At 46.2% G+C, this 18407-nt stretch carries 21 protein-coding genes; 1 reads left to right on the forward strand and 20 read right to left on the reverse strand.

Annotation, left to right across the window (positions count from 1 at the left end; all coding sequences use genetic code 11):
- Window position 1 precedes the first annotated feature (1 nt).
- Genes FH971_RS16230 through FH971_RS16250 form a run of 6 tightly spaced genes read right to left on the reverse strand, consistent with a single transcriptional unit; the run spans window position 2 to window position 7624 of the window.
- Window positions 2–304 (reverse strand): hypothetical protein, encoded by a 303-nt coding sequence (locus FH971_RS16230; RefSeq protein WP_140235015.1) that lies wholly within the window; start codon window positions 302–304, stop codon window positions 2–4.
- Window positions 297–1220, reverse strand: a complete 924-nt coding sequence (locus FH971_RS16235; protein ID WP_140235016.1) for a hypothetical protein — start codon at window positions 1218–1220, stop codon at window positions 297–299. Before FH971_RS16235 ends, FH971_RS16230 begins: the two co-directional genes overlap by 8 nt.
- Window positions 1221–1250: 30 nt before the next feature.
- A complete protein-coding gene (locus FH971_RS16240) occupies window positions 1251–3689 on the reverse strand; it encodes a hypothetical protein (protein ID WP_140235017.1) in 2439 nt (812 codons plus the stop codon).
- A gap of 34 nt (window positions 3690–3723) precedes the next feature.
- A complete protein-coding gene (locus FH971_RS16245; RefSeq protein WP_140235018.1) occupies window positions 3724–4101 on the reverse strand; it encodes a hypothetical protein in 378 nt (125 codons plus the stop codon).
- A 43-nt stretch (window positions 4102–4144) separates the two neighbouring features.
- Window positions 4145–4783 carry a DNA repair protein RecN gene (locus FH971_RS20585; RefSeq protein ID WP_240778368.1) on the reverse strand — a complete coding sequence of 213 codons (639 nt, stop codon included), beginning with the start codon at window positions 4781–4783 and terminating at the stop codon, window positions 4145–4147.
- A gap of 27 nt (window positions 4784–4810) precedes the next feature.
- A complete protein-coding gene (locus FH971_RS16250; protein WP_240778369.1) occupies window positions 4811–7624 on the reverse strand; it encodes a tape measure protein in 2814 nt (937 codons plus the stop codon).
- A 145-nt stretch (window positions 7625–7769) separates the two neighbouring features.
- Here FH971_RS16250 and FH971_RS16255 point away from each other — a divergent pair, with 145 nt between their 5' ends.
- Window positions 7770–8138, forward strand: a complete 369-nt coding sequence (locus tag FH971_RS16255) for a DUF6232 family protein (RefSeq protein ID WP_140235019.1) — start codon at window positions 7770–7772, stop codon at window positions 8136–8138.
- Window positions 8139–8247: 109 nt separating this feature from the next.
- Here FH971_RS16255 and FH971_RS16260 read toward each other — a convergent pair whose 3' ends face one another.
- From FH971_RS16260 to FH971_RS16320, 14 genes are all read right to left on the reverse strand, one after another.
- Window positions 8248–8967, reverse strand: a complete 720-nt coding sequence (locus tag FH971_RS16260; protein ID WP_140235020.1) for a phage tail tube protein — start codon at window positions 8965–8967, stop codon at window positions 8248–8250.
- Entirely contained in the window at window positions 8964–9389 is a 426-nt protein-coding gene (locus tag FH971_RS16265; RefSeq protein ID WP_140235021.1) for a hypothetical protein, read from the reverse strand. The genes FH971_RS16260 and FH971_RS16265 overlap by 4 nt, the downstream gene beginning before the upstream one ends.
- 24 nt (window positions 9390–9413) lie before the next feature.
- Complete coding sequence (locus FH971_RS16270; protein WP_140235022.1) at window positions 9414–9965, reverse strand: hypothetical protein; 552 nt, start codon at window positions 9963–9965, stop codon at window positions 9414–9416.
- 8 nt (window positions 9966–9973) lie between these two features.
- The gene (locus FH971_RS16275; protein ID WP_140235023.1) at window positions 9974–10300 is read right to left on the reverse strand and encodes a hypothetical protein; all 327 of its coding nucleotides are present in this window, start codon (window positions 10298–10300) and stop codon (window positions 9974–9976) included.
- A complete protein-coding gene (locus tag FH971_RS16280) occupies window positions 10293–10613 on the reverse strand; it encodes a DUF2190 family protein (protein WP_140235024.1) in 321 nt (106 codons plus the stop codon). Before FH971_RS16280 ends, FH971_RS16275 begins: the two co-directional genes overlap by 8 nt.
- A gap of 113 nt (window positions 10614–10726) precedes the next feature.
- Window positions 10727–12799, reverse strand: coding sequence for a ClpP-like prohead protease/major capsid protein fusion protein (locus tag FH971_RS16285; RefSeq protein WP_240778371.1), 2073 nt, complete (start codon window positions 12797–12799; stop codon window positions 10727–10729).
- Window positions 12720–14279 (reverse strand): phage portal protein, encoded by a 1560-nt coding sequence (locus tag FH971_RS16290; protein ID WP_140235025.1) that lies wholly within the window; start codon window positions 14277–14279, stop codon window positions 12720–12722. Before FH971_RS16290 ends, FH971_RS16285 begins: the two co-directional genes overlap by 80 nt.
- Before the next feature lie 8 nt (window positions 14280–14287).
- Entirely contained in the window at window positions 14288–14491 is a 204-nt protein-coding gene (locus FH971_RS16295) for a hypothetical protein (protein ID WP_140235026.1), read from the reverse strand.
- A complete protein-coding gene (locus tag FH971_RS16300) occupies window positions 14491–16473 on the reverse strand; it encodes a phage terminase large subunit family protein (protein WP_140235027.1) in 1983 nt (660 codons plus the stop codon). The genes FH971_RS16295 and FH971_RS16300 overlap by 1 nt, the downstream gene beginning before the upstream one ends.
- Entirely contained in the window at window positions 16448–16981 is a 534-nt protein-coding gene (locus FH971_RS16305; protein WP_140235028.1) for a terminase small subunit, read from the reverse strand. The genes FH971_RS16300 and FH971_RS16305 overlap by 26 nt, the downstream gene beginning before the upstream one ends.
- A 3-nt stretch (window positions 16982–16984) precedes the next feature.
- Window positions 16985–17269 (reverse strand): phage holin family protein, encoded by a 285-nt coding sequence (locus tag FH971_RS16310; RefSeq protein WP_240778373.1) that lies wholly within the window; start codon window positions 17267–17269, stop codon window positions 16985–16987.
- The gene (gene lysC, locus FH971_RS20715; protein ID WP_420853434.1) at window positions 17253–17486 is read right to left on the reverse strand and encodes an Rz1-like lysis system protein LysC; all 234 of its coding nucleotides are present in this window, start codon (window positions 17484–17486) and stop codon (window positions 17253–17255) included. Before lysC ends, FH971_RS16310 begins: the two co-directional genes overlap by 17 nt.
- Window positions 17407–17844 (reverse strand): hypothetical protein, encoded by a 438-nt coding sequence (locus FH971_RS16315; protein ID WP_140235030.1) that lies wholly within the window; start codon window positions 17842–17844, stop codon window positions 17407–17409. The genes lysC and FH971_RS16315 overlap by 80 nt, the downstream gene beginning before the upstream one ends.
- Complete coding sequence (locus FH971_RS16320; RefSeq protein WP_140235031.1) at window positions 17844–18311, reverse strand: lysozyme; 468 nt, start codon at window positions 18309–18311, stop codon at window positions 17844–17846. Before FH971_RS16320 ends, FH971_RS16315 begins: the two co-directional genes overlap by 1 nt.
- Window positions 18312–18407 lie beyond the last annotated feature (96 nt).

Raw genomic sequence — 18407 nt, forward strand, 5'->3', positions numbered from 1 at the left:
ATTAAATCCTTAGCACAGCATTCACGTCGAGAATTTCAGCACTGACACCATCAATAAATTGACAGTTATGTACTTCATCATCGTCGATTATTCCCACTATTACTTTTTTAATGCTGCCGTAATCAAGCGGTAAAATCACACTAAAGTTAGAGGACACAGCTGTTATGTTATGCATTGGTTGTAAAGTTACTCTGTCCAATACAGCAACTCTCTCGGCTTCAACGTCTACATCTAAAGTCAATATAGCCTGCAATACCGCCTGAGATTTTATGTATTTATGCGATATTAAAACAAAATTATTCATACCAGTTCCCCGAAATTCTTATCCAGAAGATTGGTACTTTATTCCCCACTATTGCTTCGTATTGTTCGCCATCAAAAGTGCGAACAATAGGATATGTCAATTGTTGGCAACCTGCGTGCTGTAACTCATACAGCCCCGCAATTTTACCTCGGCACAGGTTGAATGATGGACTACCATTGCCGCCGATGCCACACAGTAAAGGTGTGGTCAATATGGCGGGAACATTCACCACATCAATATCTCCGCCATCAGTAGTTGTTGTTTTACTAGTGAATATATAACTATATTCTACTTTGCCAGCTGAACCGTCCGACGATAAATGTGTCATATAGATTTTATCAGTGTTACCTAGAAATGCTGTAGTTGTTACTGACGTCGAATCACCTGTTGTACTAATACCTGACAATATACCGAATGGAGCATTATCATTTGGTGTAAATGATTCGATATCACCTATGAAAGCATTCATCAAGAAGTACGTTTGTAAAGTATCAAGCGCACCTGAAGTTGCGTTAACAGTGATCATCCAAAACCCACGACTGGTGCCTATAATTGTCCAACCAAGTACACCAGCAGAACTATTATATGTCCGATACCTACGCGATTGAACTTTATCAACATATGTATTAATGTCAGTCATTGACTTTGCAATTGTTATGTCAAAGTTACCTTGTGACGCACCACCTGTTAAATCTTCAATTGTGAAAAAACAACCCGACCCACCATCAATTACGCTGTTTTTAAACGCTGACGTAGTTTCATTAGAAAACTCTAACGTCCAACCGAGTGGTTGCTTAGCCCCGTAACCATCAACTAAGCATGCCTTTAATATTGCTATCCAATCGGCAGGTATTGTAGGGCGTCCCACAGGTGCGCCCACATCTGTATGCCGATAAACCGTTACTGGTAATCCCATAAAACTAACCTCTTACTTTAATTTAATTATTTATGCTTCATTACCACGGAATGCCAGCACGGCTTTGTCGGTGTTGATTTGGCTGTGGCCCGCTTGCACGGTGCGAATTGGCATAACGGGTTTAGCGCTGGCCACGGTAGCAAAGCGAATGGCTTCGCCCGGGTTCCAACCGGCACCGAACGCACCAGAGCGAATCACAAAATAAGGTTGATTGGTTAGCGAGTTAATCGGGGCAAAGTCGTTTACCGTATCACCCGTGGCAATTTGGCCAATACGTTTACCTATACAACGGAACGCTGTGGTCGAGGTAAACACTAAGGCCCAATCTTCATTCACTGCTGCAGCGTTGGTCACTTCAATCGGGTAATCAACCGTGTTTAACGTGCCTTGGGCGGCTTCACCGTCTAGGTCCCAATTGTTAGCCCAGCTGGTCATGTCGCGCACCTTGCCTACTCGGGCTTGCAAGTCACCGAGTATTTGCACACTGGCCACACTTGAACCAATGGGGTATTCACGCGACAACGCCGCTGAAATAGTGACTGTGTTGGTGTTCACTGCAGTCACTAATGCCAACTCGCTAATGGTGTCACTTAAAATAAATGGTGCAGTAAAGCCGCTAAAGTCACTGTTTAAGGTAACGGTGCCGGCGGCATTATCAACCGTAAAATGGTCACTGGTTGCGGTCCACAAACTGGCGCCCGTTGCGTCGGTAATATCAACAAAGTTGCTGCCAGTGCGAATCGTAACTACTGTGCCATTGCTTGGGCTAACGACGTTTTGATAGTCAGTGTGCGACACGGCAATCGTACCCCAAGCACGGTAAATATCGACAATACCTGCATTGGGGATCCGCAGTGGGTTTAGGCCATAAATATCAGCAGGCGGTAAGTTACGCACCTGCTCGGTAATGTCATACCGCAAGGTGCTTAACTTAACGTCTTGAGTAAACGACAACTGCACCAGGTTATTGACAATACTTCCGCTAATGCCTGTGCCTGTTACCGTGCCGTTGCTGTCACAGCTGGCGCTGATTAATACATCGCCCACGGTAAACACTTGCACATAAAAGGTATCTAACAATGCATCGCTTGCATTCAATACGAACGTAGCCACATTGGCAGATTCTGGCGCTATCACTAAACCCACATAAGCTAAGTTGATCATGCCAGTCTCTAACGTGATACTGCCAGTTTGGTAATCGACAATGGCGACACGCTTTTCTACTCTAACAACGAATCCGGCAACATTTGACGCCACAATAATATATAAAGCACCATCACGTTCAACAAATTGATACTTGCTGCTTTGATAATAAACAGTACCTGTTAACGTATTTGGTACCAATTCGCGATCTACAGGGAACTCATCGGCATTGTCATAGTTTTGATACGACGCACCTGATATATATTGCAAAGACACTGGGGTATTGAGATCAGGCTTGCGCGATAAGGTCACACTTACTGTGTCACTACTTACAACCACAATGGCATCGTCACTGCCATATTGAATGCCGCCCGATGTGTAACTGGTGATTGGGGTGTAATCTATTGCCGTGTTATCGCCTTGCAACACATCGACCAGCGCGAACTGATAGCTTTGCGCCGTTGTCGCATTTTGGGTAACGGTTTTACGGACTATGTCACCGTCGCTAATGGCCTGCCCCGTTTTAACTTGTTCGCTCAACACCACTGGCAACAAGTTTTGTTGTACTGCGGCAACGGCTAGATTCTTGTTGCTACTCGCGGCAGTTAACTTACTCACGCCGTGAAACGTTAACGGGCTGGCTTCGTTGGTTAATCGCAGTTTAGTGCAGTTAGATGTTGAATTAATCGTAACGTTATATTCAGGTGTCGCAAAATCGATTGGTGGGTCAAATACAATATTGCCTTCACTGTTACCTGGTGCATTAGTATCGGTCACCATGCAGTAATGTATCTTGCGCGGCCAGTCGGCATCTTCAACGCCTGGGTACTCAACAGCAATCGCAATCACTTGGCCAACACGCAAACTGGTAGTTTTGCGATATTCTTTGCCGTCAAAGATGTATGTTGACTGTAAATACTCGCGGCTAAAGCTGTTTTGATTAGGTAAGAAGCCTGGTGCGCCTTGACGGATTAATGATCCTGCAGTCACCGACGACTCTAATATTTCTTTCATTTCGACCATGCGGTCTTCGTCATCTAATGCATCGGCCTCAACCAATAACATAGACACGAGCGGGTCGGTGGGTGGCTGACTAATAAACACATGAGCATCAAGCAAGGTGCCTGTGTCTGCGGTGTCTAACGCTGGATAGCATTTAACAATATCGAGTGATGATTGCGCGTGGTCGATATCAGAAATAGCAGTAAACAACTCGTTTAATTTACCCGATTCAACGGCATTGCGGGTGCGCTGACCGCCTGCATCGTCACTGGTACCCAACTGTTCGGGTTTAAATATTTTTAAATCATTACGGGTAATGCTCATGGGCCACCTGTGTTTATCAATAAGCGAGAAAGAGTTACAGCGTTAAAAATCGTAATACCACGTTAGTCAGTAACGGATAACCGCCCAATAGGTCGTCAACATCATCACCCGTGATCACACTGGTCTGCGTGTTATCCCACACCACATTAATGTCGGTGCCATCGTGGTTTATCGTAAATTCGGTAAGTGTATTTGCTGCGTGGGTTTGCAGTTGTTCAAACTCACTGCGAAGCATCCAACCGTTTTTACTGCCAAGCTCTAACGTAATGCCTGCGGGTATGACTGTTTGTTGAATATGCGGGGCACCGTTAAGGGCCCGTTTCATATTGGCCGATACTCGCTGGGTGTTATTGCGGTTAAGCCAGTGCAATGGCTCGGTCAACACAATGGTGTCGATAGTGGTGTTATACATAGCGCCTCTTACTTTTTAATGTGCCTAACGTTGCCAAGCCAAACTAACCACCTACCGATTGGAGGCGCTTAATTTCAGCCACCAACTCATTCACAATGCTGCGCTTGGCTTGCGCATCAAAGGTGCTGTTACCCACTTGCAGCTGCAATACCACAGTGTCGCTGCTGGTTGCGGCGGCAGTTGGGGTCGTGCTTGGCTGGGTTTGAGTGGTCACATTGGTTTGCACCGAACTGGCTGCAGTGGTTTGTTGTTTAGCGGTTGCAGCATCGCTAATGGCTTGCTTTTCGCTGGCGTCTTGCTGGGCTTTTATTTCGGCGGTGCGGTAAGCGTAAACCTTGTTTAGCGTTTTTTCGGCTTCTTTCAATTGAGTGATTAACGACTTGTCGCCCGTTGATTCTGCGGCGGCTAACTGAGCTTTAATATCCGCAAGCTCTTGCTGGTAACGGCGCTTTTCGATTTCATCTTGACGACCTAAGTAACCGTCTAATTCATCTTGCAACGTATCAAGTGTTGATTGAGCACTATCACGCAGCGAGTCCATGCTTGATTTAGCTGAATCAATAGCGCTGCGCAGCACACCCAAGTCTTGATCATTCATCAAGTTCATTGAATTTGCCGCACGTTCGGCGCTATTGATTAAGCCAAGGTTGCCACTTTCAGCCGCATTGAGTGCATCAACCATTTTAAGCAACTCAATGCGCTGGCCGTATTAAGCCTGCTGTGCCTGCTTACCTGCAATTTCGGCTTTACGGGCAAAGTTACTAATGCCGGTAAAGTCTACCGATTTAGCTTGCACATCAAGCAGATCACCAATCTCACCACGTAGATTTTTGTAAACCTGAATGGTTTTTTCTAGCTCACTGCTTGAGTCGGTTAACTGTCGTTGGCCATAAAGTATCGACTTAAAGTAAGCCACAGCACCGGTACTAAGATCTGCAACTTGGGCTGTGATCCCCTGTAAATATGCAGTAAAGAACTCGGCAACGCTCGACAATGTAGTGCCAGCATCTTGAGCGCTTTTCACAATCACGCCCACGGTATTCTGAATACTAATACCAATGTTAGTGCTTGAACTTTCTACCTGCTTTTCAGCTTGTTGGCCGCTTTCACCAATCACGGTTTGTGCTTGCTTTAACTTTTGATATTGAGCAACTAACCCATCAATATTATCGGCTAACCCAAGGTTGGCCGCTTGTTGCTTAAGACTCGATTCAACTTGCTTGTCACCTGCAGCGGCGGCTTTTATCGATGCTTCAGCGTATTTTAAAAATGCCTGTTCCGCGTCATACGTTGACCCAACACCATTTTTAATAGCTTCATTAGTTTGTTCATAAGCTATTTTTGCTTTAGTCGCTAAATCTTGTAAGGATTTAAGAGTTGTAACATTGGCCTTTTCCATTGCAGCTTCATAAGCATCAGTGGCTTTAGTTTGCTCCTCAGTTGACTCGGCTAGCTTATCTTGAGCATCAGCTACTTTATAAGCTGCATCCACTTGTACCTTGGCGCTTTTAGTCGCGGCCTCACCCGCAGCTTTGTAAGCTGTAGATGCGGCGTTTTCAACTTCACCGGTTATCTGTTGCCAAGCGGCGTTAATGTCTTTACTGTCTTGCTCAATTTGTTGCTTGTAGCCGTCAGAAATGGCCTTAACAGCCTCTGACACTTGACGAATAGAAGCGCCAAGCTCATCACCGCCAAGCACTTCAACCATAAATGCATAAGCATCAATGATTTTGGCAAATGATGCTGTGGCCACCAAGGCAATAGACGATAACCCTGCGGTAATGCCGTTCCACACTAACCGTAATGATCCGCTAATCACATTTAATGCCCGAGCAAAGGCGGCAATGTTTTCAAGTGTTGCAGTAATGCTGGCACCACCATCGCGGATCATGGTGGTAAAAAAGTCGCTAATGTCTTGCGCGGCTTGTTTGATTTGGCCGTTTTTATTCAGTTCATCAAACTTATCATTTAACGATTGAATAAAATCAACCGCTACCTGATACGCACCAGAATCAGCAATAATGGTTTTAAACTCGGTCCATTTGTTGGACATCAAGTTTACTTGACCGCTTAAGCGTTCAAGGCTTTTAGATGCTTGGCCATTGGCTTGCTTGCCCATTTCATCAAACAATTGCTTCATGACGTCGCGGCCCAACTCGCCTGCTGCGCTCATTTTCTGCAACTGCGTCACGTTTTTACCGGTGACTTTTTCAAGCAAATCCCAAACAGGTACACCGCGTTCAACTAACTGCAGTATTTCTTCACCCTGTAATTTTTGTTTCGCCCATGCTTGGCCGACAGCCAAAATAATACCTTCGAGCTTTTCTTGGCTGCCGCCTAAACGTGCATTGTAATCAACCATGGCCTGCAAACTGCCATTCATAGGGTCGATACCAAAGGTTTTTAACGAGGCGAAAGATTGTCTGGCAGTATCTAAACGGGTACCTGTGTTATTAGCAAAATCTTTAATCCATTGAGTAGCCTGCTCACCACTGGCAATACTGCCCATCATGGCGGTCATTTGCACACCAAATGCTTTGGCTTCGTCGCCTGCGGTTAGTACCGACTTTAGGCTTTCCCACAGTTTATCGACACCAATATAGGCACCGGCCATTGCAACCAGTGACGCAGTCGCGCTTTTGATGCTGCCACCAAAATCACCGGCATCTTTTTTAGACTCGACCAGTAATTTATTGTGCTTAGCAAGCTTGGTGTTAACGCCACCTAATGCGGCCTCGGCTGCGGCTTGCTGTTGCTTTAAGTCTTTACTGGCATCAGCAAGATTGTCCATGCTGATACCGGCACTTTTTAAACTGGCGGTATTTTTATCGAGTTCGGTTTTGTTTTTGTTTAGACCAGTGGCCAGTTTATTTAATTCACTGCGGGCGGTTTTTACATTTAAGGTGTATTCCGCTTTGGTGCGACTGGCTGCATCTGTTGCGGTAGTCGCTTGGAGCAGTTCGCGACGCTGGGTATCTAATGCTGTGGCTAATTCTTTAGCACTGTTTTTAGCACTGGTTTGCTCGTTGGTTAATTGTTGTAAATCAGTAGTGGCTTTATTGAGGGCCGCAGCTTGCTCTTTACTGGCCGTGGCACCTTGTTGCTGCTCGGTACTGAGTTTTTCAACTTCAACACGGGCTTGTTGTAATTCGGTTTCGTATTTAACTAATGCAGCTTGGGCTTGGTTATATTCCTGCTCTAATTCGTTGGTAGTGCCCTGCGCTTGGTTTTGCGCAGCTTCAAGTTGCTTTAATTCTTTAACTGCTGCTTTTTGTTGACTAACTAACTTATCAAGGGCAACGGCATTTTCTTTGTAGGCACTTTCACCTTTACTAATTGATGCGGTTAGATCATCAATCGAGTTGGCTGCGGCTTGTAAATCTTCTAACTCTTTTAAGCGGGTATTGAGAATTTCGCTTTGTGCAGCTAACTCGGCCACCGCCTTTTCAGACTTCTTGGCTTCGCTGGAAAATAAATCTTTGCCCTGAATAATCAGGTTAATGACTTGGTCTTTAAAGCTCATAAATACATCTCACATATAATAGGAATAAAACACACTCAATCACCCATTAATAGTAATTAGTGACCACATGAATTGATTATTTATTGTTTTTAATTAGTTAATGGCTCAAAATCCTTAAAGAAACCAACACGAGAAAGGATGCATCATGGAAGAAAAAATTTTTTTAAATAAAGGAAATGTCAGCGTGAGCAATAGTCGTTTTATTGTTGATGGCCAAACCTATGCAATTAGTAATGTTACCTCGGTCAAATCAGGTGAAATACCAGGTTCGTATTCAGGAGCCATAATATTAATGATTATTGCACTTTGTTTCTTTGCAGGCGGAGTATTCATGAAACTTTTAGGGACTATTCTTTTAATGTTTGCAATTTACGTATTAACAAACATAAAAAGCACCTACACAGTGATCCTCAATACTTCTGCAGGCGAAAATAAAGCCTTATCAAGCCAAGATAAAACTCATGTTGAGTCTATTGTTACTGCATTAAATGATGCAATTGTGAGCCGTGGTTAAGCCTTTAAATTATATCAAATGTACCCTACTACTATCTAAACGCAGTTATCATTAATCCTACGCTGATTTTTATTACAAAAATCAGCGCAGGTTTTAAGATGAAAACGGTTTACGCTGCGCTACGCACAAAGAACTTAGACTTACCAGTAGCAACAATACTGCTGTCGGCAAGTACGCCGCCTTCGATGTCGAATGAACCGAAATCGTCGCCAATTAAGTCTAGGCCCGATGTAGGAGTAGGTTTCCAACGGTAAAACTTAAGCACGCTTGGTTTGCCCGTTACATCGTTAATACCGTCAACGACTACCTTCACTTCTTCGCCAGACTCAACCAGCGCTTGCAGCGCATTACCGGCTTTACTGGTGTAAGTGACTTTAAGTGATTCACCTGCAGTAATGGCACCAGTGCTTAATGCGCGAATACCCGCAGCACTGACAATGTAATCGTCATTCACATCGTAAGTCGTACTGCCTGTACTATCGGTAACCACCGCCGGAATCTCGGTATCAATCATTTTAGCCGTGTCGGCTAGGCCATCTAGCGCCGCAACAATCGGTTCGGCGGTCACTTCTGCTGCAGTTAACACGTCGATTTTACCGCGCAGCGCTAACGCTAAGTTAGCATTGCTAAAGTCGTTCAGTGTCATGGATAAGTTAACCGATTTAACCACGGTAATTTCAGCAGCATTACCGCCACCACCGCGATAGTTCGGTTGCTCTTTTGTTTCTTGCTCGATTGAGATATTCACGCCGCTGGCGTTACCCACATCGCGGCCGTTGACATACACGATGCCCGAACCGATGTAGCTCTCTACTACTGTCTCGCTCATAGTTTTTCTCCGAATGGTACTGTATGAATTAAGGTTAAAGTGATGACCGCTAATCCATGTTTTTCATGGGCTTCGGGCATAATATATTTACAAGCCTCGGACTCTTTAAACGTAATAGCTTTGGGTAGCCATGACGGTTTTTCGGTATTACGTTCGTCTTTAAAGAATGCGCTGCGAATGTCGCGAACTAAATTGATTAGCTCGGCGGTGGGGTTGGTTGATTTACTCAGATTAATACCCGCAACCACTTGTAAGGTTAAGTCTGCGCGGAATTGGTTAATGCCATTTTTAGCGCCGAATAAATCGGTGTAGGGTTGCAAAAAAATAAACTGTGATTCTCTTGCAAGGCCTTGGGCGTAAAAGCCTTCGCGCACCACTGCACCGTCAACCAATGCAAGTCGGTTTAAAATGGTTTGGATCATGGGAACCTCTAAACAGGAATGTAACTACTTAGCGTATTGGCCATATTTTTTACGCAGATGGGCGATAATGGGTGGCTGTAAATCGTCACGCATATAACCAAAGCTGCCTGCCACTGAAGGGCCGTATAACGCTTTTTGTCCATTCAAGTTGCGCCAAGAGTTGTCACCCTTTTTGCGACTGAACATTAATTGATTGCCGTTGCGACCTATGACGGTAAACGCACCACTAAACCACACAGGCTTATTGCGAATAACGTTTATGCTAAAGCCACCGGCTACCCTTGCCGAACGCTTACCCACCTTGTAACGAGGGCTAGCAAAACGGGTTAACGATGAAGCTCGCATCCTTGCGCTAACCGACGCTGTTAGGGTTTTGGGGTCAATGCTGACACTGAAATGTTGTTCAACATACGACTTAGACTTAAAGCCGTACTTGTTAAATATGGCGTCCACTGCCAGTTGTTGACCAAATTTAGCCGCATCATCTATGGCACTATTAATGGCGGGTGATTGCGCATCACGCATGCGTTTAAGCTCGCGATCAACCGCGTCAAAGCCTGTACTGTTTAATGCCATAACAACACCTACATTTGTAAATACACATAGGTCACACAAACCGAATCGGTGCTAACCCGTTGGGTTAACCGACACTCGGTAGCATCTATAATGAATACATCGCCAGAACTAATATCACCCTCACTCAGTAGAAACTCAGCACGCATGATTAACTCTGGCATGTACTCATTAGACGATGCGGCGATCTCGCTGCCGTTATCGTCTAATGATACTAAACGAGTGTAGGATGCTGCCCCATTGTTTGGGGCAAACTCGCACGGGTCTGCCAATTTACGGAACAGCCGCGCTATTTTGGTATTTACTCGGTCAGCAAATACCGATGCCAAGCTAGGCATTGATTTTTACCCATACCGTGGTGCTTGGGTTGCCAGCCGCAGCCCACGCTTTACCTGCTAAGGTGTTGCCCGATGCCGTTGAGGTAATGGTGCCATCTGCTTTAAGGTAAACTTGCGCACCTTGACCAATGTCGTCGGCTTCCACTTTAGGCAGTTCATACACACCTTCGGCTGCACCCACACCAGGTTCACCAACTGCGACCGCACCCAAAGACACGACAACTACTTTACCCAACAATACTGGCTCACCACTGGCGACAGCCGCAGTGGCGATAAAGTCGATGGTATTACCATCTGATACACAATTTTTCATAATTCATTCCCGATAAGAATTGCTGATTATTAAAAGCCGGACATTAAAAAGGCCGCTACTTAATAAAAGTTAGCGGCCCTTTTGTTGCAAAAGGCATGAGGTTTACAACTGAGTTACACACCCGTTGATTTAACCAAGCCACGGTGATCAAGTGGTGATACACCGGCATCAATACGCACTTTGGTTGCAACACCATCAACGGTGAAACCTTGTTGCTGTTCAATGTATGGCGTGTCGATACCATCAAGGTAAGCCACTTCAATGGTGTCTTCACCTTGAGCGGCTGATAAGTACCACTCTTTATCGCTTTTCGCTTTTAAACGTGGCTCTGACAATACTTCAACAAAGTCGCGGATGGGGTTAGCAACACCTGAGTTTGCATCGGTGCCTTTAACCGACGTTGATTGAATGATTTGCAGCACTGCACGCTTAAGATTTGGTGGTACCAATGCAAATGCTGGCATGATGTTTAATGGAGATTCGCCAATCATTTGCGATTCCATTAATTCAGCTGCAATGCTGAACGCTTCAACGCTTGGCGCACCTGATGTTAAGTTGCCATGGGTTGAATGAAACAGTGCTTTGCCATCATTCATGTTGCCGTTTTTGGTTAACACAGCCCAGAACAAATCACCAATAGTGCGTTTAGCGGCTTTACCCATTTTCATCGGTACGCCCATTAACATGTCCATGTCATCGTTGATAACCGTTTGGCGTGTTAACGTGAAAATACCGCCGTAGGTTGCTAGGGCAATTTTTTCAGCGTGGTCGCCAACAGTGATGTACTTGTACTCTGCTCCGTCCTTCACTTCTGGTAAGCTTTTAAACTCACCCATGCCAACACGATGCGCGACTTTAAAGTCACTTAACTGACCTTTTTTAGCGATACGTTCAAAGCTTTCTGCGGCTTCAGCCCAACCTTTTAGCACTGACTTGTTGGCCACATCTAACATGATGTTACCGAAATCAGATGAGGTATGAGTAAACGCTAACCCCACCATTTGCATCACGTTCATACCGGCACAACCAATACCGCGATCGGCTAACGATGCACGGGCAAGTTCACGTAAGTTATAGCTACCATAGCCATTGTCTTTTTGTGCCGCTTCATGACCAGCCCGAGCCATTAATTGTGCACGAATTGAGTCACCAACAATGTTACCGTTGCTGGCATGAATAATCACACTTTTAGGCTGCGCAGCGCATGGCGTGACACCTTCGCCAAGCTTAGCCAAGATAAGGTCTTTCGACTTTTCGGCATTGATGTTGGCATCAGCAATACAGCTGTTTTTAAGTTCAGCTAATTGCGGGAACGTAGCGAACGCGGCATTAATACCGGTAATACGTTCTGCATTAAAGGTAATGGCCGCAGCTTGAATATCAGCTTGCGACGGTGCAGCTGGTGCTGGTACCGAAGCTACTGGGGCTGGTGTATTAGTGGCTGCTGGCGCAGGCGAATTGGGGGTGGTAGCACCGATATTGCCCTGTTGTGCTAGCAGGGTTTGTAATGCTTTAGGCATATTATTAAAGTCCTTCAGTCGTTTAAAATTAATTGATGCAGCCATTTGCATCGGTTCTATCACTTCATCTGCTAGCCCAAGATCAACCGCTTCTTGCGCAGACAACCAAGTGTCTTCTTTAAAAAATTGTCCGAGCTGTTCATCACTTAACTTGCCGCCGGCTTTATCTTGATAAGCCTTGCCCATGCTTGAGCGCCACTTATCGAGCAAGTCCGCGTATTCACGTAAATCATCAGCGGTACCAACTGCACCGCCCCAATTACTGTGGATCATCAAAAAGGCATTGGACGGCATAATCACGGTGTCGAATGCCATGCAAATAACACTGGCCATAGAAGCTGCCACCGACTCAATACAAATCGACTTTTGGCAAGGCCAGCGAGCCAGAATGTTATAAATGGCCATGCCGTCCATCACATCGCCGCCACCCGATTGAATGTAAGCGTTAATCTGCGACACTTTGCCCATAGCGCGTAGATCAGTGGCGATTTGTTTGGCGGTAAAGTCCCAACCAACATCGCCATATAAAATCAATTCGACCACGCCATTGGCAGCACCTTTCATGCTGTAGATACCGCGTTTTTCTTTACTCTCGGTCAAGCTCGCTGATGCGCTTGGCATTAGCATCATGGCGGCTACGGCTAGACTTAGTTGTGTCTTTTTCACTTGGGGTTTCTCCGTTTTGTGGCTCTGGGTCGTTACCCGTGACCATGTCGTTTTCGCGGTTAAACTTCAGCTCACGTTGACGTTGGCGTTTAACTTCGCTTGGGTTACGGCCACGAGCTCGCGCCCAGTCAGCCTCGGTTGCGGCATTACCGGCTATCATCATCTCCCAACCTTGGGATTCTTTGCGGGGGTCAATCCATGGCATGGTGGGCCCGTAATACACCGCATCAAACAAGGTGCGGGTGTCTAGGTCTGGCGGCAGGGTTATAGGGTCTTGCTTGTTCATTAACTCCATTTCCAACCAGTTACGAAACGCAGGCCGCGCCCAACCAGCACAAAACCATTGCTGCATAATGCGGTTAGACTCATCTTGCTCAACCAACTCTTGGCGCTGGCTTGAGTAACTACCTTGATAGTCACGGGCAATACTCGAGTAACTGCCACGAGTCCCCGCAGCACAGGCTTTTAGCTGGCCATTACGAAAATCAACCAAATGCACATTGGGGCGATTGGACTCAATCATGCCCACATCTTCACCAACAGCGAGATCATCAAAGGTCATGCCTGGTGCAATGTTAATTTCACGGTCAGCTTTGGCATCACCACCTAGGCCGAACATACTGGCGTCACCGCGTTTGATATAAAACGCTAAGGCGGCAGCAATACGCGCTGCTACCCGTTCAGATTCTTCATAGTCTTTAATGTCGCCAAGGCGGGTTAAAATGCCGTGAAAAATACTAATACCGCGCAGCTGGTGCAAACGCTTAAACATGCCAAGGTGCAACATGTTACTAGCGGGTACGGTTTTCGTTTTGTAGCGAAAGCCAATTTGGTCAGACGGGTGATCAAACAAAACATGGTAATTAACCACCTGCCCCCAACCATTAACCTCTAACCCTTGTCGAACGCGGGTTGATACATCGTTAAGTTCAAACGGAATGTAATCAGGCTCTAACGCTTCAATACTGTATTGCGTGCCTTGCGGGTTTGGGTGACCAAACTTAGCCACCTTGCCACGCACTTGATGGCCGAATACTTCACCATCGCGCAATGCGGTACGTAACACTAAGCGCTCGAGCTCTGGCCGTGTGTAGCGCCCTGTTACGTCAGGCTTTAATGACCATGCAGCAAAACGACGCTGAATATCATTGGCCAGTTCGTCGAGTATTTCCCCACTAATACTGCGGGGTTGTGGCTCAACCACAATGCCTTGCGCACCAATTACCCGTTCTTCCATGCGGTCTAAAATACCAATACTCAGGTCGTGATTTTCGTCTAACCATCGCGCTTGTTCGCGCAAGCTTTTACCTGCAGCAAATACTGCTTGGTTGGCACCGCGCCCCTCTTTATTGGCTTTGTGGGTTCGGCTTGGGCTGGCAGCTTCGTAACCTTTAAGGTTGCGATAGCTCATTGCGGCTGCCTGTCGTTTTAGCGCCCAGCCAGGGGATAAATACGATAGTGCATCGTTAATAATGCTCATATTATTTCCTATCCAAATCGGGCGAGTGTTGTACCCCGTGGACGGGTGTACATGCTTAAGGTGCGCTGCCATTCCATGCGGCCTTTACGAATTTGTTCCAGGTCTTCTGTACTCATCATTTTGCCGTTGATACTGACGGACTTACCCGCCAGTACATCTTTTTCGGCTTCGATATACAGCGCGACCATGTCTGTAGCAGTTTGCTTTGACATTACAGCCAGCCTCCTGATTTAGCCGAACCACCATTTAACCAGTCATTGGCTTGGCTCTGTTTCGGTTTTTTGGGTTTGGGGGATTCATCGGTTGATGATGGGTTTTCGTCTTTATTGGTTATCACTTTACTGAGCGAGTCGAGATTAATGCCAAAGCGATCAATGGCGATATACAGCGCAGCCAAGGCATACACAAAACAGTCGAGCGCTTCGTTACGTCTGCCGCCAGCTTCCCAGCGATAAACAATGCGACCGTCGCGGCGTGTCGGTAATTTGCGTTCAGACGTTAACTGTTGCAGTTCGGTGTCATCACAAATGCTGTCGTTCAGTGGCAAATGAATTGCACCAGGTGTACGCGTATCAACACTGGGTTGAGTGCGCATCATGGCCATGATCAACTCTTTGGCGTTGTCGGTACCCACCTCGGTTAAATACACACCTTTGTTACTTCGCTTACGCGGGAAATTGGCAATCGGCTTGCCGTACATATTGGCGCCTTTAATGGGCACCACGCGGAACAAACCCAGCTTTTTACTCATTGAGTAAACGGTATCGGAGTAATGCCCGCCCGAATCCCAACACGTTGTGCCAATGCTCAACACAATACCGTCGTTACGGGGGTAACTTTGGTTTAAACGCAGCGCGACTTTATCCAGTAACACTTGGCTGGCTGGGTCGCCATACACAATAAACCTATCGATTAAGGCGCACTCTTTACCTGCGCCCCAACCCCAAACACGGCCTTCGTATCGGTCGTCTTGGGTATCAACACCCGCGGTGACATACACAACCCAATCGGGCATCTTGCCGTTGGGGTACATTTCACGCCTGCGGCCTAAGTCTTCCCACTCAATGCGTTCGCCGTTGTCGTTGTCCCACGGCTGGCCCAATTTGGTGTTAACAAAGGTTTGTAACTTTTCTTTATCGCCTTTAGCTTTGTAAAACTCAGTGACTAACTTGGCCCAACTGTTAAGCGTGTTATAGGCCGACCAGATGTAAATCGAGATATTTTCAGGCGTTAAAAAGTCGTCGCCGTCTTTATCAAAAAACGAAATAAAGTCTGAGGTGTACACGCCCGTTTTGTCGCATATCCATAAAGCGCTTGGGTGTTCTTCCATGTCGTGTAGTTGATTGTTTTCAATGCAGCAACCGCAGTGCTCGCACACGTAATAGGCTGTTTTTGGCTCGCTACCTTGCCACTTAATACCAAAGGGTTCAGTTTTACCGCCCCACTTTAAATGCTGCAGCTCATCACAATGTGGACAAGGCAAGTTGAATCTAAATTGGTACTGGCTTTCGCTACAGGCCTTTTCAATTTGGCAGGTCCCTAATACTTTAGGCGTTGAACCCCGTATCGATTTAGGAAACAACGACAGTTCAACACGGGTGTCACCTAACGATGTGGCATTACCTTCGTGTTCGATTGACTCATCAAAACCGGCTAACTCATCGTAAATAACATCATCGGTTGATATTTCACGGTAGTTAGCCGCGGCGGTACCACCACGCACCATTAAGGTTTTACCGTTGGTAAAAATTTTATCTTCTAAGGTACTGTCTTTATGCTTGCGACCAATCCACGGCGCTAACGCTTTCCAAATCGGCATGTCACGTATGGCGGTTTCAACGTGCTTTTTCATAAACGTTTTGGCGGCACCGTCACGCGGCTGGTATATCAACACGTTACGTTTTTTGTGTTCTATCTTGTAACCCGCATTGGCCATCAGCATTTTGGTGTAACCCACACGCGCAGACTTCATAATGTTCAGCGTGGTGATTTGGTCGTTACCCATGGCATTCAATATGCCGATTTGAAACGGTAGGCTTTCCCACTTACCTTCGGTGTAAGACGATTCCGACGACATATAAAAATGGGTGTCGGCGTATTCACTACAGGTCAACATAGGTGGACGATAAAACGATTTAAGGCCAGCAGCGACAGCAGCTTTCAAATTTTTAATCTGTGCTTCTGATATATTCATCTAATAAATCCTCAATGCCGTTGGCCAACTCTGCGGCGGTGTTTTGGCTTTTAATCACTTCAGCGCGAATAGCGTCAATGGTGCGTTCGGGCATGTCGGGGAATTTACGTTTTACACGAATGTGTATTTGGTCCAGCACCGGTGATATTTGCGCGGCTATGCGACTCAGCACAAACGAGCAAAACGTCACCTCAACCACTTCTTTGCCGTCTTTTTCGTTTTTAAGCTCTTGGCCATAGGCTTGCGCTTTGATTAAGCGCCAACGCTCAAACTCGATATTGGGCTTGTCGTTATCTTCGGGCGTTGGATTGCTTACATGCTTTTTGCGCTCATTAGCCACCCGATTACCCACCACGTCGCTCATGGTGTACAAACACTCACGGCCTTTTTTGCTGTGTATCGGCACATCCCACTTATCGAACGCTTGGGTACTAATACCCAAACTTTTGCACAGGTCGGTTTTGTTCAGTAGCACTGGCTCGGCGTCGGGTGTTTGAATACGTGCCATTAGCTAGTCCTTGTGAATATCGTCTAACACATGGCTACATCGTTCTTGTTCAATATGCTGCAATTGTTTGGCGAGTAATTGTGCTTGCAACGTTTGTATGTGTTTTTCACCCTTTCTCTTACGGGCCTGATAAAACCAGTTAATAAACGCGGTAAACACAGCACACAACACGCCGACTACAACACCAATATCCATATCGTTCACATAACTGCCTGCAGCGGTAAAAAACGAGGCAATGTAAGACAATAACGAGGTGAGTTTTGCACTTAGGTCAGTCGTTATGCTCATATTGCTGCCGCCATTGTTGTAGGCGCAGCATGTTTGCATTACACATTGCTAGCGCATTGGTTTGAGTAAGGGAATGATTCAGTAAATCCAGATTTGAGAACCCGATAAAACGTGGGCTATCACAAAGCTCAAGCCAATCAGGGGGCGGTAACACATAAACCGTGTTGGTCTGTGTCACCACTTTGACAATCGGTTTGCTTGAGCAGCTGCACAGCATCACTAGGCAAATCAGTATTAGCCCATGTTTTAGTTGGCTCATGGTTTGATGTCCTTAGCTGATTAGCACGTTCTAGTTTGTGGTCTAATGTCGATTGGAGATCGGCTACTTGCTTGCGGTGCGAGGTGTTTAGTTCGGTCATCACACGGTAATCACGTTCAAGCGTGTTAATCCGTTCATCTTTGTTGTCGTTGCTGCTCAGTAACGCATCAACGCTAACTTGCGATTGCATCAAGTCATGGCTTAACGTGCCGTTTTTCGCTTTGAGTGAGGTAATGCCTAACGCGCCAACGGCAATCACAATCGCCATAACCAGCACCGCACATAACAGCACTGTGGTTTTAAAGTCATTAAACATTACAAGCCCCTCAAACAATAACGCCGCTCATTTGAGCGGCGTACAATTAAACCGGGTAACTTTTTGCCTTTGGCATAAATCCACCTCGGCAACTCGTTACATGCGCCAACGCGGTCACCCGCCCACAACTTTTTACGCAGCGTAGAAGCCCCAAAAGCCTCGGCCCCAACGTTGTAAATAAAACTTAAGTAAGCAATGTGTTCACCCTCGCTTAATGGCGGGGTAAGTTTCACCAATTCACGGTCAAAGCTTTTAAGGCTGGTTGCCAGCATGTCTAGGCACTGTTGGTTGGTGAACACCATGCCAAGCTTTATGTTGTGGCCAGTTTGGCCAAAGCAGGCTGTTTCAATACCGGCAGGGTCAACATAGGTGCGTAATACTTCACCTTCACCAGTGGCAACCAATACACCACCAGTAAGAATGGCACCAGTAAACCCCAGCGCCAAAAGCCTTGTTTTAATATTCATGTAGCACCAGGTAAATATGAGCAAAAAAAAAGGGCTCCAATACAGGAGCCCAACGGCGATGATCTAACGAGAGAGTATGTAAAGAGGAACTAGAGA

Origin of the sequence: Shewanella polaris (assembly GCF_006385555.1) — a bacterium.
GTDB classification, from domain to species: Bacteria; Pseudomonadota; Gammaproteobacteria; order Enterobacterales; family Shewanellaceae; genus Shewanella; species Shewanella polaris.

Excerpts from the sequence above, each read along its gene's own strand:
- FH971_RS16245 (WP_140235018.1), bottom strand. The coding sequence starts at position 4,101 with ATGTATAACACCACTATCGACACCATTGTGTTGACCGAGCCATTGCAC.
- FH971_RS20585 (WP_240778368.1), bottom strand. The coding sequence starts at position 4,783 with ATGGTTGATGCACTCAATGCGGCTGAAAGTGGCAACCTTGGCTTAATC.
- FH971_RS16265 (WP_140235021.1), bottom strand. The coding sequence starts at position 9,389 with ATGATCCAAACCATTTTAAACCGACTTGCATTGGTTGACGGTGCAGTG.
- FH971_RS16255 (WP_140235019.1), top strand. The coding sequence starts at position 7,770 with ATGGAAGAAAAAATTTTTTTAAATAAAGGAAATGTCAGCGTGAGCAAT.
- FH971_RS16275 (WP_140235023.1), bottom strand. The coding sequence starts at position 10,300 with ATGCCTAGCTTGGCATCGGTATTTGCTGACCGAGTAAATACCAAAATA.
- FH971_RS16250 (WP_240778369.1), bottom strand. The coding sequence starts at position 7,624 with ATGAGCTTTAAAGACCAAGTCATTAACCTGATTATTCAGGGCAAAGAT.
- FH971_RS16280 (WP_140235024.1), bottom strand. The coding sequence starts at position 10,613 with ATGAAAAATTGTGTATCAGATGGTAATACCATCGACTTTATCGCCACT.
- FH971_RS16290 (WP_140235025.1), bottom strand. The coding sequence starts at position 14,279 with ATGAGCATTATTAACGATGCACTATCGTATTTATCCCCTGGCTGGGCG.
- FH971_RS16235 (WP_140235016.1), bottom strand. The coding sequence starts at position 1,220 with ATGGGATTACCAGTAACGGTTTATCGGCATACAGATGTGGGCGCACCT.
- FH971_RS16270 (WP_140235022.1), bottom strand. The coding sequence starts at position 9,965 with ATGGCATTAAACAGTACAGGCTTTGACGCGGTTGATCGCGAGCTTAAA.
- FH971_RS16240 (WP_140235017.1), bottom strand. The coding sequence starts at position 3,689 with ATGAGCATTACCCGTAATGATTTAAAAATATTTAAACCCGAACAGTTG.
- FH971_RS16230 (WP_140235015.1), bottom strand. The coding sequence starts at position 304 with ATGAATAATTTTGTTTTAATATCGCATAAATACATAAAATCTCAGGCG.
- FH971_RS16310 (WP_240778373.1), bottom strand. The coding sequence starts at position 17,269 with ATGAGCATAACGACTGACCTAAGTGCAAAACTCACCTCGTTATTGTCT.
- FH971_RS16260 (WP_140235020.1), bottom strand. The coding sequence starts at position 8,967 with ATGAGCGAGACAGTAGTAGAGAGCTACATCGGTTCGGGCATCGTGTAT.
- lysC (WP_420853434.1), bottom strand. The coding sequence starts at position 17,486 with ATGCTGTGCAGCTGCTCAAGCAAACCGATTGTCAAAGTGGTGACACAG.
- FH971_RS16300 (WP_140235027.1), bottom strand. The coding sequence starts at position 16,473 with ATGAATATATCAGAAGCACAGATTAAAAATTTGAAAGCTGCTGTCGCT.
- FH971_RS16320 (WP_140235031.1), bottom strand. The coding sequence starts at position 18,311 with ATGAATATTAAAACAAGGCTTTTGGCGCTGGGGTTTACTGGTGCCATT.
- FH971_RS16295 (WP_140235026.1), bottom strand. The coding sequence starts at position 14,491 with ATGTCAAAGCAAACTGCTACAGACATGGTCGCGCTGTATATCGAAGCC.
- FH971_RS16305 (WP_140235028.1), bottom strand. The coding sequence starts at position 16,981 with ATGGCACGTATTCAAACACCCGACGCCGAGCCAGTGCTACTGAACAAA.
- FH971_RS16315 (WP_140235030.1), bottom strand. The coding sequence starts at position 17,844 with ATGTTTAATGACTTTAAAACCACAGTGCTGTTATGTGCGGTGCTGGTT.